The sequence below is a fragment of the Lysinibacillus sp. JNUCC 51 genome (assembly GCF_015999525.1).
Classification (GTDB): domain Bacteria; phylum Bacillota; class Bacilli; order Bacillales_A; family Planococcaceae; genus Lysinibacillus; species Lysinibacillus xylanilyticus.
The window spans coordinates 4,183,917-4,198,142 of sequence record NZ_CP065545.1; the positions used below are offsets into that span (position 1 = coordinate 4,183,917).

Sequence of the window (14,226 nt, forward strand, 5' to 3'; positions counted from 1 at the left end):
TTGTAGTAATGCGAGCCAGTCTGGTGTAACTTTCAGGTTTAAGGACAGAGAATCCCGAAAAGGGGTTCGTCTGTCTTTTTTTATGTCTGAATGTTTTGCCTAATGTTGTTAGTTCCTATTCCTTTTTTGAATGAACAAACAGGGGAAGCATGATTGTACTAATAAAAAGCAGACGAACTACTACCAGTAAAAATGTAACTAACAATAAGGGGGCAAAAATAATGACGAGTGAATTAAAACGTACACCTCTATTTGAAGAATATGCAAAGTATGGTGGTAAAACAATCGACTTCGGTGGATGGGAATTACCTGTGCAATTTTCTTCTATTAAAGAAGAGCATGATGCAGTACGTAATCGTGCTGGCTTATTTGATGTATCACATATGGGTGAAATTTTAGTAACTGGGCCTAATTCACTAGATTTTTTACAAAATCTTTTGACAAATGATATTTCAAAAATTGCAGTTGGTCAAGCGCAATATAATGCAATGTGCTATGAAGATGGTGGAGTTGTCGATGATTTATTAACGTATAAATTAGCAGACAATCATTATTTATTGTGCGTAAATGCGGCAAATATTGAAAAAGATTATGATTGGATGATGGAAAATCAACATCAATATGATGTGACTATCGACAATCAATCAGATGCATATGCACAAATTGCCCTTCAAGGTCCATTAGCAGAAGAGGTTCTTCAAACATTAACAGACACTGATTTAAAAACGATTAAATACTTCCGATTCCAAGCAGATGTTGAAGTTGCTGGTCATAAAGCATTAGTATCTCGTAGTGGTTACACAGGAGAAGATGGTTTTGAACTATACGGCTCTCCAGAAGATATTAAAGCGTTATGGAATGAAATTTTAGAGGCTGGAAAAGACAAGGGCGTAGTTCCAGCAGGTTTAGGTTGCCGTGATACACTTCGCTTTGAAGCGGGTCTTCCATTATACGGGCAAGAGCTATCAGCGACAATTTCACCTCTTGAGGCTGGTATTGGTTTTGCTGTGAAATTAAATAAAGAGGATTTTAATGGTCATGATGCATTAGTGGCACAAAAAGAAAATGGACTGTCACGTAAAATTGTAGGTATTGAAATGATCGATAAAGGAATTCCTCGTCATGGCTATAAAGTGTTTAAGGATGGTAAGGAAATCGGTGAAGTGACAACAGGTACTCAGCTTCCTTCCTCTAAACGTAATGTTGGTCACGCATTAATTGACAGTCAATTCACAACTATCGGAACTGAATTGGAAATCGAAATTCGTGGTAAGCACTTAAAGGTAGTAACAGTTGAAACACCGTTTTACAAGCGTTCAAAATAAAAGTTGAAAAGAGGGACCTACATTTATGAAACATCGTTATTTACCAATGACGGAGCAAGATAAACAAGAAATGTTAGACGTAATTGGCGTATCCTCAGTTGATGAGTTATTTGAGGATATTCCAGAAAAAGTACGTTTTAAAGGCCTATATGATATTAAAGAAGCAAAATCTGAATCAGCTTTATTAAAAGAATTAACGGCACTTGCTGCGAAAAACAAAGATACAAATGCTAACGTATCGTTTTTAGGTGCAGGCGTATACAACCACTATAAACCAATTATCGTGGATCACGTTATTTCTCGTTCGGAGTTTTACACAGCGTATACTCCTTATCAACCAGAAATTTCACAAGGGGAATTACAAGCAATTTTTGAATTCCAAACGATGATTGCAGAGCTTACAGGTATGGATCTTGCAAACTCTTCTATGTATGATGGAGGAACAGCATTAGCTGAAGCTGGTATGCTTGCAGCTGGACATACAAGACGTAAGAAAATTATAGTATCTGAGGCGGTTCATCCTGAGTATCGCGATGTCGTTGCTACATATGCATACGGTCAATCCATTGAAATTGTTACCGTTCCACATAAAGATGGTGTGACAGATGTAGAAGCTTTAAAAGAACTAATTGATGACAATACGGCAGCTGTTATTACACAGTATCCTAACTTCTTTGGTCAAATTGAGGACTTACAAGTAATTGGCGATATTGCACATGAAGCAAAAAGTTTATTTGTAGTATCTTCAAACCCACTTTCACTAGGGGTTTTAACACCTCCTGGTAAGCTAGGTGCTGATATTTGTGTAGGGGACGCACAGGTTTTCGGTATTTCTGAAGCATTCGGTGGTCCACACTGTGGTTTCTTTGCAGTAACAACGAAACTAATGCGTAAAGTTCCAGGTCGTCTTGTTGGTGAAACAGTAGACGGTGAAGGTCGTCGTGGTTATGTTTTAACGTTACAAGCGCGTGAACAACATATCCGTCGTGATAAAGCAACATCTAATATTTGTTCGAACCAAGCGCTTCTTGCACTTGCTGCATCTGTAGCAATGACTGCTTTAGGTAAGCAAGGCGTTCGTGAAATGGCTATGCAAAATATCGCGAAAACTCGCTATGCTAAAAATGCCTTTGAAGCGGCAGGCTTCACAGTAGTATTCCAAGGTGCACACTTTAACGAAATCGTTGTGAAGACAAATAAATGTGTGAAAGAAATTAATAAAGGCTTAATTGAAAAAGGTATCATCGGTGGTTATCCTTTAGGTCAAACATATGACTCTCTTAAAAATCACGTGCTAATCGCAGTAACAGAATTACGCACGAAGGAAGAAATTGATGCACTTGTTGCAGAAATGGGGGCTCTTAATGAATAACGAAAATCAAACACTCATTTTTGAAATTTCAAAAGAAGGTCGCGTAGGTTACAGCTTAGAAGCACTTGATGTACCAGAGGTTGATCTTGCAGATTTACTTCCAGCAAACTTAGTACGCGCGGAAGCAGCGGAGTTACCAGAGGTATCTGAGCTTGATATTATGCGTCACTATACAGCACTTTCTCGTCGAAACCACGGAGTAGACTCTGGCTTCTACCCTCTTGGTTCTTGTACGATGAAATATAATCCTAAAATTAACGAGGCTGTTGCACGACTTTCTGGTTTTGCAAATGTTCACCCATTACAGGATGAATCAACAGCTCAAGGTGCGATGGAGCTTCTTTACGATCTACAAACTTCATTAGTTGAAATTACAGGTATGGATGAAGTGACATTACAACCAGCGGCGGGCGCTCATGGTGAATGGACAGCATTAATGATGATTCGTGCATTCCATGAAGCAAATGGTGAAGGCCATCGTAATAAAGTTATCGTTCCTGACTCTGCTCACGGTACTAACCCAGCATCAGCAACTGTTGCAGGCTTTGAAACTATCACTGTTAAATCAGATGATAATGGTTTAGTAGATATTGAAGATTTGCGCAAAGTAGTTGGTTCTGATACAGCTGCATTAATGCTAACAAATCCAAATACACTTGGTCTATTTGAAGAAAATATTATCGAAATGGCAGAGCTTATTCACTCTGTTGGCGGTAAAGTATACTATGACGGTGCAAACTTAAACGCGGTTATGAGTAAAGCACGTCCTGGTGATATGGGCTTTGACTGCGTGCACTTAAATTTACACAAAACATTTACAGGTCCTCACGGTGGCGGTGGCCCAGGTTCAGGTCCAGTAGGTGTAAAAGCAGATTTAATTCCATTCCTTCCAAAACCAGTTTTAGTAAGAACAGAAGAAGGAACATACCATTTCGATTACGACCGTCCACAATCAATCGGACGTGTTAAACCTTACTACGGTAACTTTGGTATCAACGTACGTGCATACACTTATATCCGTACAATGGGTCCAGATGGCTTAAAAGCTGTAACAGAATATGCTGTACTAAACGCAAACTATATGATGCGTCGCTTAGAGCCATTCTATGATTTACCATATAACCGTCATTGTAAACATGAATTTGTATTATCAGGTCGTCGTCAAAAGAAACTTGGCGTTCGTACTTTAGATATCGCAAAACGTCTGTTAGACTTTGGCTACCATCCACCAACAACTTACTTCCCATTAAATGTGGAAGAAGCATTAATGATCGAGCCAACAGAAACAGAATCTAAAGAAACATTAGATGCATTCTGCGATAAAATGATCCAAATTGCAAAAGAAGCAGAAGAAAATCCATCAATCGTACAAGAAGCACCACATACAACAGTCGTAACTCGCCTAGATGAAACACGCGCTGCTCGTACACCTGTGCTTCGCTATCAAAAAGCATAATTAACTGCTATAAGGCGTACAATGAGTACTTTAGTACTTGTTGGACGCCTTTTTTTATTCTTTTTTGTTAGACATTAGCAATGTGATGGAAAGAAAATAGAGCGATGGGAAGAAGAGCCAAGGTGACGGATAGAAGTCAGGGCGACGGAAAGAAGAGCCGAAGCGATGGAAGGAAAGTCAAAAGTGACGGAAGGAAAGTCAAAAGCGACGGAAGGAAAGTCAAAAGCGACGGAAAGAAATGTCGGAAGCGACGGAAGAAAGAGCCAATGTGACGGAAAGAAGACCAGGCGACGGAAAGACGAGCCCAAGCGACGGAAAGAAAGTCGGAAGCGACGGAAGAAAGAGCCAAAGCGACGGAAAGAAGACCGGGCGACGGAAAGAAAGTTCGAAGCGACGGAAGGAAAGATCCAAGCGACGGAAAGAAAGTCGGAAGCGACGGAAGAAAGAGCCAAGGTGACGGATAGAAGTCAGAGCAACGGAAAGAAGAGCCGAAGTGACGGAAGGAAGACCAAGCGACGGAAAGAAGAGCCGAAGCGACGGAAGGAAAGATCCAAGCGACGGAAAGAAAGTCGGAAGCGACGGAAGAAAGAGCCAAGGTGACGGATAGAAGACCGGGCGACGGAAAGAAAGTTCGAAGCGACGGAAGGAAAGATCCAAGCGACGGAAAGAAAGTCGGAAGCGACGGAAGAAAGAGCCAAGGTGACGGAAAGAAGACCAGGCGACGGAAAGACGAGCCAAAGCGACGGAAAGAAAGTCGGAAGCGACGGAAGAAAGAGCCAAAGCGACGGAAAGAAGACCGGGCGACGGAAAGAAAGTTCGAAGCGACGGAAGAAAGAGCCAAGGTGACGGATAAAAGTCAGAGCGACGGAAAGAAGAGCCGAGGCGACGGAAAGAAAGGTCAAAGCGACGGATAGAATCATCAAAGTCGTGGATAGAACCACCAAAAACGTGGATAGAACCGTCAAAGTCGTGGATAGTGAAGCCAAAGTCGTGGATAGTGAAGCCAAAGACGTGGATAGCCCACAAGTCGAGGGAAAAAAGAGCCAAGGTTATGGATAGAAGTCAGAGCGACGGAAAGAAGAGCCGAAGCGACGGAAAGAAAGGTCAAGGCGACGGATAGAAAGCCGAGAGCGACGGAAAGAAGAGCCAAGGTGACGGAAAGAAGACCGGGCGACGGAAAGAAGAGCCCAAGCGACGGAAAGAAAGTCGGAAGCGACGGAAGGAAAGATCCAAGCGACGGAAAGAAAATAAAAAGATGGATAGGACCATCAAAAAGATGGATAGAACCGGCAAAAAGGTGGATAGAACCATCAAAGCGCCGGATAGAACCATCGAAATGCCAGAAAAAACCAAATAAACCCCACCACATTATGCCAAACCCCACCATGCAATGCAGTCCCCAGCCCCCCAGCCCCCCAGCCCCCCTATAAGAAACTATTTAACAAAAGGGTGTATATTGATATACTTACATTAATTTGTACTTTAGTTAAAATAATCATAAAATTTTGCGTTGAAAATGTAACAAATTGTTCGTAATTCATGTGTTGAAAGGGCTGATAAATTAAAAATGCAAGCGATTCAAGTTGAATTGAGCTTACCAGCAAACAGTGTTTTGAATGATACATATAAAATAAAAGAAGTTGTTGCTACTAGTAAATTGTCATTTGTTTATATCGCGGAGAATATTCATGAAGGGAATCAGCTAATTATTAAAGAGTTCTTTCCAAATGACATCGCTTTACGGGATTTAGATAATAAAACAGTCGTTAATCGTTTGCCTTCAACAAAGCAGAAGTTTGAGGATTTAAAAGCTATTTTTCTAAATGAAGCGTTAATTATGCGGCAAATAAATCATCGTAATATCGTCAAATATATTGACCACTTTGAAGAAAATGAGTCGATTTATATCGTGATGGAGTATTATGAGGGAACGTTATTAGATCAATACTTAAAGGATTTTCCTATTAATGAAAGGGACCATTTGTACACGAGTATATTCCTTCCTCTAATTGGTGCTTTAAGCTATTTACATAAAAAAGGCATACTTCATCGTGATATTAAACCAAGTAATATTATGATAGATTCTGAAGGTAGTCCATATTTACTAGATTTTGGTTCGGCTATTTTTTATAAAACTGCTGAGAATTATCAAATATTTACAAGCCCAGGGTATTCTCCTTTAGAGCAATATTCGAATGTATCTGAGCAAGGTGTGTATACAGATATTTATAGTTTAGCAGCAACATTTTATTTTTCTTTAACAGATATTATCCCGCTGGATAGCTCAAAACGTATAATCGAGGATAAAATTGAAAATGTGAGAAAATATAATGGAAAAGTGAGTATTATTCTTTCTAGAACTATTATGTGGGGTATGGCAGTGCATGCAAAAAAACGGTGCTCTTCACTTAAATTTATGGAACTGGTCGTTGAAGTTGAAAATATTGTCAATAGGATAAAGAAATATTTTAATTCTTTTGATGCTAAATGACTATATTTTTCGATATATAATTCTATAGTACCTTTTTTGAGTTTGAAACATATTTTTGAATAACGGCTTATGGACTATCTATTTTTAATCCATAAGCTGTTTTTTTAGTAAAAATAAAGAAATAAATATGTTTATTTATATAAAAATGTCATAAATTTTACCGTGTATATTTTTTACCATAAACCCAGTTAAATACATTTGTTTTACAGTATGTACCAATGTAAATATTGACAATAAAATTAGATATTGTATAGTTACTTTGTGATACATAATGTCATCAGTGAAGTAAGCATGTGAAATTATAGAACCATTAGGAATTCTAGTATTAAGTAACAGGCATACATAATTACATACATAGTCCAGTTAATGATTCTTTGTCTGTAATTACCATTTTGTTACTTTTTAGTATCCTATTGGTTGATTTGTGCGCGATTATCATATTTTATGTGCTACTCACTACATGATTATGCTTACTCGAAATTCGTTACAAAAAGGAGGGATGGCTGTATAATCATACGGCCGACTGAATGGAGATTATTAGTCAAACAAACAGAACCATGCTCTTTGAGGAAATTAATCCGGAAAAAATGGATTTAATTACGCTTGTTGGAGATGTAAAAGGGATTGATAGCCTTAGTGATGAAAAAATCAAAGAAATTAATGAATATCTTCTTGTCAAAAGCTTTGACGAATTTTTAGACAAGTTTTCTCCAACGGTTTACTCATTCTACAATGCCGCTAACCAAAAGGTTATGTATACATTAAAGAAACCAGAAGGAATTCAAGATGACTGTATTTCTGAAATAGCAATTGACCAAAATAATGATTTTTTAAAAATGCTATTTACCCTCATCGATACGAAAAGAAGTCAGGGCATTGCGAATGTTGATTTTAAGTTTGAGAATTTGCTCGATATGATCTCTCCTAAAAAGGTTATGGATGACATTCGACAAGTCAGAAAAGAAATCCATTATTTATACGGTGAATATGACAAGTTAGATGAAGGCGATCCAAAAAAATTGGATACGGGAGACAAGCTAAACCTGATGTTTGAAGTGGCAAGTAGAAATTACAATAATGTCATGGCGATGCTTCCTTTAGCAATTGAAGATATTAAAACAAGACTATTGTTAGGTGCTAATCAGGATGAAGATGAATCCGAAAAATTACAAATAGGAACACTTTCTATTGGTGACAATGGTGAATTAAAAATCATTGAGGCACCACAAAATAATAGCTCGGAACTGATGGTTATTGAGGAAAATAGTAACTATGGTTTAAGCACAGTTTTCGAAGAGGACTATGAAGCGATTACAGAAACACCATCTTCTTATGTGAAAGATTTAGTTGTAAGAACTTTTTCTCCTTTGCCAGCTGTAAGAGCTGAATTTGATGTAGAGACAGAGGTACAAAACTACAATACATACTTAGAATTCTATAAGGATGCTAAGGATGAATTTGTAAAAACAGTGAAGCCGTTAGTTGAAAAACTATTAGGTGTAAAAATGTACTTCGATCAGTATGCAACTAAAAACAAAGGTATGCAGCCCTCGTTACTTGTAACAAACACAAAGTTAGATATGCTCGTTAAAAGTAATAATCTACCACGATTACGCACATATTTAAACACTGTTAACTCCAAAAATGACTTTACAGATACGGTATGGTACGGAATTGTCCCTGCACTAGAACTAGAGGCTTCTGGAAAAATGAAAGTAAGCAGAGCTAGATTTAAAGGGAACGATAAGGTTGCCAAGCAAGACGGCAATACAATGGAATCGTTATCCATCCTTCTTGATACTGTGAAAGATTATAAAATACAGATTTTCTTCAACTTTATGGCAGAAGAAGAAACAACATTCAATGGAATTGCAACAGCAGGTATTGATCGCCTGATCGATAAATGCTCAGTGCTTGTTCGAAAAGATTATAGTGAGTTTGCGATACCATGTTTACCGAACTTCACTATTATTCCTAAAGATAAATCAGGTGTAATCATTGATACAAGAATGCAGACAACAGAAAACGGAGCGCGATTATCTAAAGAAAAAGAGGATATTTTAAAGCTTTGGATAGATGGCGTTTACGTTGGTGCTAGCTATGTAGCGGCAGGTATTGTTTCAGCATATCAATGTCCAGAATATTTGAAAGACTCATTTAGAAATGTTCAGAGAAATTATCCAGGTGTACGATTCGATATCGAAGCTGGTGATAACTCGCTTAGAGCCGTTACAACAATGGCGAAAGAAATCTCTGGATTTACTAATAATATTAAAGATGCTATTAACAGCAGAAGCTTTGGCTTTGTATTCTCTTCAGAGAATGTACAGCTTCAAGATAAAGATATTAAACGTATTACAGTGTACAAAGCTAGAAGTCTAGCGATGGAAGAAGATGGATTCGATTCAATCTACAAAACACAAGTTAGTACGTATATTGAAAGAATTTTACGATTCCAATCTGGTGACTTTAAGCATGAAAATATCGTTCGATTCTTTAGTAATAATCCAAGTAGCCAAAAAAGCAAATGGGTTAATGACAAAGGCTATGTAAACTCTATTATTCAAGATGGAGATGACATCGGCTACATTATCGATGAAAAAACAAGCACATGTCAGATTGACCTAGTGTTTAACGGTAATGTGAAGAACCTTGAAGTTATGATTACAAAGGCAAGCAGTGCTGTTAAGGCCTAACAAGTTTAAACATACAATCAAAAACTTTTTAAGTGGTATGTTTAAGATTTATTCATAAATCTTTTAACATAAATAGAATCTTCCATAAATTGCGAGATGAAACAATTACATATTTCTACATGCTTAATGTATTTACATTGGGCATGGAGGAATGTATACAGCTAGTTATAAATTTCATCTAAAGCAATTCATTGGACGATTCAACAAATATTAGGAGGTACGAAAAATGGGTTTTGTATTAAAAGTAGAAGGATCAGAAGCAATTGAACTAGGGTTAGACAGCATTATGGCTGTTGAGTATGAAACAGATACTCCAAATGACTCTAACGCACGTTCTACAGATGTAGGTGCAACTTTAAAAATAAGAGGTAAAATCCTTACTGCAACAGACGGTGACAATTCTGATGATACGATGAAATTAGGTTTATGGTCACTAGTACCAGCTGAAAAGGCTGACTGTTACCGTAAAGTAACATTAGAAGTTATTTCTGCTGATCAAGTAGTAAGAAAAATTCACTTCCCAAATGCTTTCGTTGTTGACTATACAGAAAAATATGGTGACACAGAAGGTATTGGTGAATTTTACTTATACATTAAGCAAAAGAAAGACAAAACAGACTTGGCGAAAATCGAAGGCGGCTACGCTGTCTAAGATTGCTGCTTGATAGCACTCCACATTATCTAAGGGACTTTCATAGTTCCTTAGATAATTTTGAATAATCCTAATACTGGGGATGAAAACATGAAAACGCATTATGAAACTTTAGGTGTCAGTAGAGACGCCACGCAAGCACAAATAAAACTCGCTTATCGAAAACTATCAAAAAAACATCATCCAGACGTGAGCGGTGGAAACAAAGAATCTGAAAAGATTTTTTTAGAAGTGACAGAGGCATACAAAGTACTGAAGGATCAAGCTTCTAGAGAGGCATATGATGCTCGACTAGATGGAGCTGGTCAAAGTTGGAGTAATGGACAGAATTATGAAAAACAGTCTACACGCCAACAGTCTACTGAAAAAAAGCCAGATTTCAATATGAACAATATTGAAAAGAACTTTGAACATTTTTTTGGTTTTAACCCTAAAACAAAGGAAACGGGATCTACTCTTAACAAGAATGCAAAGAAGAATCCACTAGATACAACTGATTTATTTGAACGTTTTTTTAGCAAGTAAAACTAAGCCATAGCTAGTATGAAGGAGTGTGATACCATGTATGGTCAAAATTCAATGGATACATACACTGAAAACGCAAAAAAACAAATGATTATAAAAGTTATAGATATCATTATTGTCACAATCGCCTTCTTTTTCATTCTTTATGTATTTGTCATGAATCAGGATTTTATTTTGAAAACAATTATTGGACTTATGTTGGTCATACTAGCAATTGTTTATGGCGCTGTTATGTATGATGCAAGAGATAAAAATTACGATGTGACAAACAAGAAAATTCGAAAATTAGTTCTCCTCAATGATCGAGGAGCTGAAATAGATGAATGGGAAATAGATGACCAAACATCATTACTTATTGGTAAAAGTTCAGCTGACAATAAGGCAGATATCGATTTAAGCGGTACAGAATATGAATCGCTTATTAACTATGAACATGCCGTATTAAACAATGTTTCTGGCGTATGGTACATAGAGGATATTGATTCGGTAAATGGTGTTGGTATAAAAAAAGCTCATAAGCGCGTTAAAAATAGAATACAACACGAAAACCCTTACCCAATTGGTAACGGAGACACGATATACATAGCAAATACGCGAATTTTAGTGAAATAGAGACAAGTAAATTCGTAACTTAGACGGGGGATAGCGAAAATGAGTTTGATTAGATGTACGAATGGTCACATGTTTAGTTCAAGAAGACACAGAAATGTTTGTCCATATTGCAATGTAATGGTGGAACAGGAGCAAAGACCAAGCAGTCAGCAAACAGCTGTAGCAGAGCTTGATGATAAAACAATGCCATATCTCGGAGAAATGGACGGCATTGATCCGGTAACGGGATGGTTAGTTTGTATTGAAGGGCCTCAAATGGGTCGAGACTATCGAATTTTATCGGAAAAAAACTTTATTGGTAGAGCTGAGGATATGCACATTCGTATTGTTGGAGATAATTCGATTTCTCAGCGTAATCATGCAGTTATTGTATATGATCCTAAAAAAAGAAACTTTTATCTACTGCCAGGTGATGCATCAGGCTTAGCTTATCTGAACAATGAAGCGGTTTATACGCCAACAGAGCTAGCGGCATATGATGTTATTCAGTTAGGTAGAAGTATGTTTCTCTTTATTCCCTTATGTGGTGTTCATTTTGAATGGGAAAACAACAATAGTGAGGAATGATGACAAATGGATCCGAAACTACTGCCATACATAATTGCGCTTGTTTTTATCGTTGTACTAGTTGCCTTATTAATCATTAGAAACATGCTTGCGCAACAAAATGAAAAAAACAAAATAGAAATCGGGAATGGTCAAACAATTGGCAGACGCGATGAGCAAGATGATTACTTCTCTACAGCTGAAACGAAAGATGGGACAATTGCTGTCCTGGCAGATGGTATCAGTGGTTTAGCAAACGGTAGGATGGCAAGCACGGTCGCTGTCAATACATTTATAGAAGAATTTAAAAAGCTTAGCGGTCTAAATACTCTAGAAAAATTTTTTAAGGAGGCTGCAATTGCAAGTAATCAAATGATTGTCGAAAATCTAAATGGCTCGAACGGTGGTACTACTTTAGTGGCAGCCGTTATTGATGATAACGGATTTCTTCACTGGGGAGCTGTTGGAGATAGTGTTATAACCATTTTTCGAAATGGAGAATTTAAGGCGATCAATCAAAAGCATATTTTTGAATCAGTTTTAACTGAGCGATATATATCTGGTGAAATATCTCAGCTTGAGGTGCAGGAAAATCCTTTGAAAAAGAGACTTATCAATTATTTAGGGTATGAAGGCTTTAAAAATATGGATATAGGAAAAAGTCCGATTCAGCTAAATAGAGGGGACAAGGTATGTCTATTTAGTGATGGAGTCTATGATACTTTAACAGAGGTTGAAATGGAGAAAATTCTCTCTCAGCAAGCTACTCCCTATGATATTGCTCAAGACATGATAAAAGCCGTTGAACAAAAACGCTTAAAAAATCAAGATAATGCAACCATCGTTATTCTAGAAAAAACATGGTAATCATTTTACTTGTCGTCTTTAAATGAGTCAGTAAATAAGGAGGAGTAATCATGAGAAAGGAAAATAGCAACTTTAAAACAAGCTTTTTATCCGAAGCGGGCTCATTTTTGCAAAATAAAGATTACTTTGCCTATACAGAGCTGGATGATGTAGCCTGCTGGGTAGCTGTAAAAGGGTTAGATTCTGATCAGGAAATAAGTAGTGCGGAGCTTGCCGTGAAGGCAATTTTAGAGAAATTCATGGAAAAGCCATCCATGTCTAGAAGAAGTATTAAAAAGTATTTGAAAAATGCACAAGATATACTTCAAGCTCAAAGCTTAAGGGTGAGATTGAAGGCTAGTATTGTCATTGTCGTATCAGATTACTCAAAGATGATTGTGGCAGTTGCAGGAAATTCGAGATTGTATCATTTTCGTAATGGTACTTTATCGTTTAAAAGCACTGATCAAAGCTTAGCGCAAGAGATAGTGAATACTAGGAACCGTTCACTCGATATAAGTCAGCACGAGGAAAGAACCAATTTACTAAATTATCTTGGCAAACCAAAAGATTTTCAGCCTTTTGTTTCAAAGAAAATGAAGTTAATGGATGACGATGTACTAGTGCTTTGTACAGCCGGCTTTTGGGAGGATGTCAATGAAATTGAAATGGCAGATGCGTTGGAAGATGCTAAAGAGCCTGAGAAATACATTGATCTATTAGAAGAGGTACTGTTAAGTAGGCAAAAGAAAGTTGTCAATAATTACACAATCGCAGCTATATTTGCTAACAAGGTGTATCAGGAAACAAATAAGAAAAAAATGAAATACATCAAAATGATTGCTGCTGCTTTAGTCCTAGCTTTAGTCGTAGGTGGAGGCACGATTTTTTATCAGGCAAAGCAAGCCAAAAAAATGGCTGAATTAACCGTCGAGATGAAAGATCATGAAAAGAGCGGAAACCTTTATTTTCAAGATGGGACTTATGATAAGGCACTGCTGGAATATAGTGAGGGCAGAAATGCGGCAAAAAAATTGAAGGACCCAATACATAGAAATTTACTAGCTAAAAAATTAAGAGTTACCGATTTAATTATCAGTGGAGATAAATTTGCGGAAGAAGGTAAATTTAACGATGCCCTGGAGTCATATGAAAAGGCTAAAAAAGAAGGAAAGCTTATTAAAGACTTTGGGAAAGAAGTAGTTGAACAAAGAATCGCTAATATGGATACCATTGTACAAATTGCTGAAGCTGTGAAAGATGGAGATTTTCGATTTGAGGCAGAGGATTACAATGGAGCTCTTGAAACGTATCAAAAGGCAAGAAAAAAAGCCCTGACAATAGCCTTTACTGGCGAACCTGAAATAAAGACAAAAATAGAAGACACAGAGGCTAAAATTGCTGAATTGAAAAAGGCCCAGAAGGAATTAAGGGCTGAAGGCTTAGAAAAAAGCGGAGATCAGAGCTATGCACGCCAAGAGTTCGGGAAAGCAATTGAATATTATACACTTGCACAGGAAATTTATCAGGAGACAGAACTGCTGTCGAAGGTTTTAGGTCTTGAGCGAAAGGTTATGAACGCCAATGATAAATTAAATCCTCCTCCCCAAGCACAAGCTGCTGATAATGCAGAACCGCCTCCGAATGAAGGGACAGCTGCCAATGAGCCATCTGATGCTGAAGTGATGAAAGAGGGAAAATAAAT

14 protein-coding genes are annotated in these 14,226 nt (G+C 37.4%); 13 read left to right on the top strand and 1 reads right to left on the bottom strand.

What is annotated here, in order from left to right; translation table 11 throughout:
- The first annotated feature begins 221 nt into the window (after positions 1 to 221).
- The 5 genes from gcvT (at position 222) to JNUCC51_RS20230 (ending at position 5,067) form a co-directional block, all read left to right on the top strand.
- A complete protein-coding gene (gene gcvT, locus JNUCC51_RS20210) occupies positions 222 to 1,325 on the top strand; it encodes a glycine cleavage system aminomethyltransferase GcvT (RefSeq protein WP_337989474.1) in 1,104 nt (367 codons plus the stop codon).
- A gap of 25 nt (positions 1,326 to 1,350) precedes the next feature.
- On the top strand, positions 1,351 to 2,697 hold the full coding sequence (gcvPA, locus tag JNUCC51_RS20215) for an aminomethyl-transferring glycine dehydrogenase subunit GcvPA (RefSeq protein ID WP_337989475.1): 1,347 nt from the start codon (positions 1,351 to 1,353) through the stop codon (positions 2,695 to 2,697).
- Complete coding sequence (gene gcvPB, locus JNUCC51_RS20220; RefSeq protein ID WP_337989476.1) at positions 2,690 to 4,153, top strand: aminomethyl-transferring glycine dehydrogenase subunit GcvPB; 1,464 nt, start codon at positions 2,690 to 2,692, stop codon at positions 4,151 to 4,153. The genes gcvPA and gcvPB overlap by 8 nt, the downstream gene beginning before the upstream one ends.
- 165 nt (positions 4,154 to 4,318) lie before the next feature.
- Positions 4,319 to 4,753, top strand: coding sequence for a hypothetical protein (locus JNUCC51_RS20225; protein ID WP_337989477.1), 435 nt, complete (start codon positions 4,319 to 4,321; stop codon positions 4,751 to 4,753).
- A complete protein-coding gene (locus tag JNUCC51_RS20230; protein ID WP_337989478.1) occupies positions 4,750 to 5,067 on the top strand; it encodes a hypothetical protein in 318 nt (105 codons plus the stop codon). The genes JNUCC51_RS20225 and JNUCC51_RS20230 overlap by 4 nt, the downstream gene beginning before the upstream one ends.
- A 47-nt stretch (positions 5,068 to 5,114) precedes the next feature.
- Here JNUCC51_RS20230 and JNUCC51_RS20235 read toward each other — a convergent pair whose 3' ends face one another.
- A complete protein-coding gene (locus tag JNUCC51_RS20235) occupies positions 5,115 to 5,522 on the bottom strand; it encodes a hypothetical protein (protein WP_337989479.1) in 408 nt (135 codons plus the stop codon).
- 198 nt (positions 5,523 to 5,720) lie between these two features.
- Here JNUCC51_RS20235 and JNUCC51_RS20240 point away from each other — a divergent pair, with 198 nt between their 5' ends.
- The 8 genes from JNUCC51_RS20240 to JNUCC51_RS20275 all read left to right on the top strand — a co-directional run bounded on the left by JNUCC51_RS20240 (position 5,721) and on the right by JNUCC51_RS20275 (position 14,224).
- Complete coding sequence (locus JNUCC51_RS20240; protein WP_337989480.1) at positions 5,721 to 6,644, top strand: serine/threonine protein kinase; 924 nt, start codon at positions 5,721 to 5,723, stop codon at positions 6,642 to 6,644.
- A gap of 527 nt (positions 6,645 to 7,171) precedes the next feature.
- Positions 7,172 to 9,340 (top strand): transcriptional regulator, encoded by a 2,169-nt coding sequence (locus JNUCC51_RS20245; RefSeq protein ID WP_337989481.1) that lies wholly within the window; start codon positions 7,172 to 7,174, stop codon positions 9,338 to 9,340.
- A 226-nt stretch (positions 9,341 to 9,566) separates the two neighbouring features.
- Positions 9,567 to 9,992 (top strand): membrane-associated protease 1, encoded by a 426-nt coding sequence (locus JNUCC51_RS20250; protein ID WP_337989482.1) that lies wholly within the window; start codon positions 9,567 to 9,569, stop codon positions 9,990 to 9,992.
- A 90-nt stretch (positions 9,993 to 10,082) separates the two neighbouring features.
- The gene (locus JNUCC51_RS20255) at positions 10,083 to 10,517 is read left to right on the top strand and encodes a J domain-containing protein (RefSeq protein ID WP_337989483.1); all 435 of its coding nucleotides are present in this window, start codon (positions 10,083 to 10,085) and stop codon (positions 10,515 to 10,517) included.
- Positions 10,518 to 10,553: 36 nt separating this feature from the next.
- Positions 10,554 to 11,129: an FHA domain-containing protein gene (locus JNUCC51_RS20260; RefSeq protein WP_337989484.1), complete on the top strand. Its 576-nt coding sequence runs from the start codon at positions 10,554 to 10,556 to the stop codon at positions 11,127 to 11,129.
- Positions 11,130 to 11,168: 39 nt separating this feature from the next.
- The gene (locus JNUCC51_RS20265; protein ID WP_337989485.1) at positions 11,169 to 11,696 is read left to right on the top strand and encodes an FHA domain-containing protein; all 528 of its coding nucleotides are present in this window, start codon (positions 11,169 to 11,171) and stop codon (positions 11,694 to 11,696) included.
- Between the two features lie 6 nt (positions 11,697 to 11,702).
- Positions 11,703 to 12,542, top strand: a complete 840-nt coding sequence (locus tag JNUCC51_RS20270) for a PP2C family protein-serine/threonine phosphatase (RefSeq protein WP_337989486.1) — start codon at positions 11,703 to 11,705, stop codon at positions 12,540 to 12,542.
- A gap of 50 nt (positions 12,543 to 12,592) precedes the next feature.
- Entirely contained in the window at positions 12,593 to 14,224 is a 1,632-nt protein-coding gene (locus JNUCC51_RS20275) for a serine/threonine protein phosphatase (RefSeq protein ID WP_337989487.1), read from the top strand.
- The last annotated feature ends 2 nt before the right edge of the window (positions 14,225 to 14,226 follow it).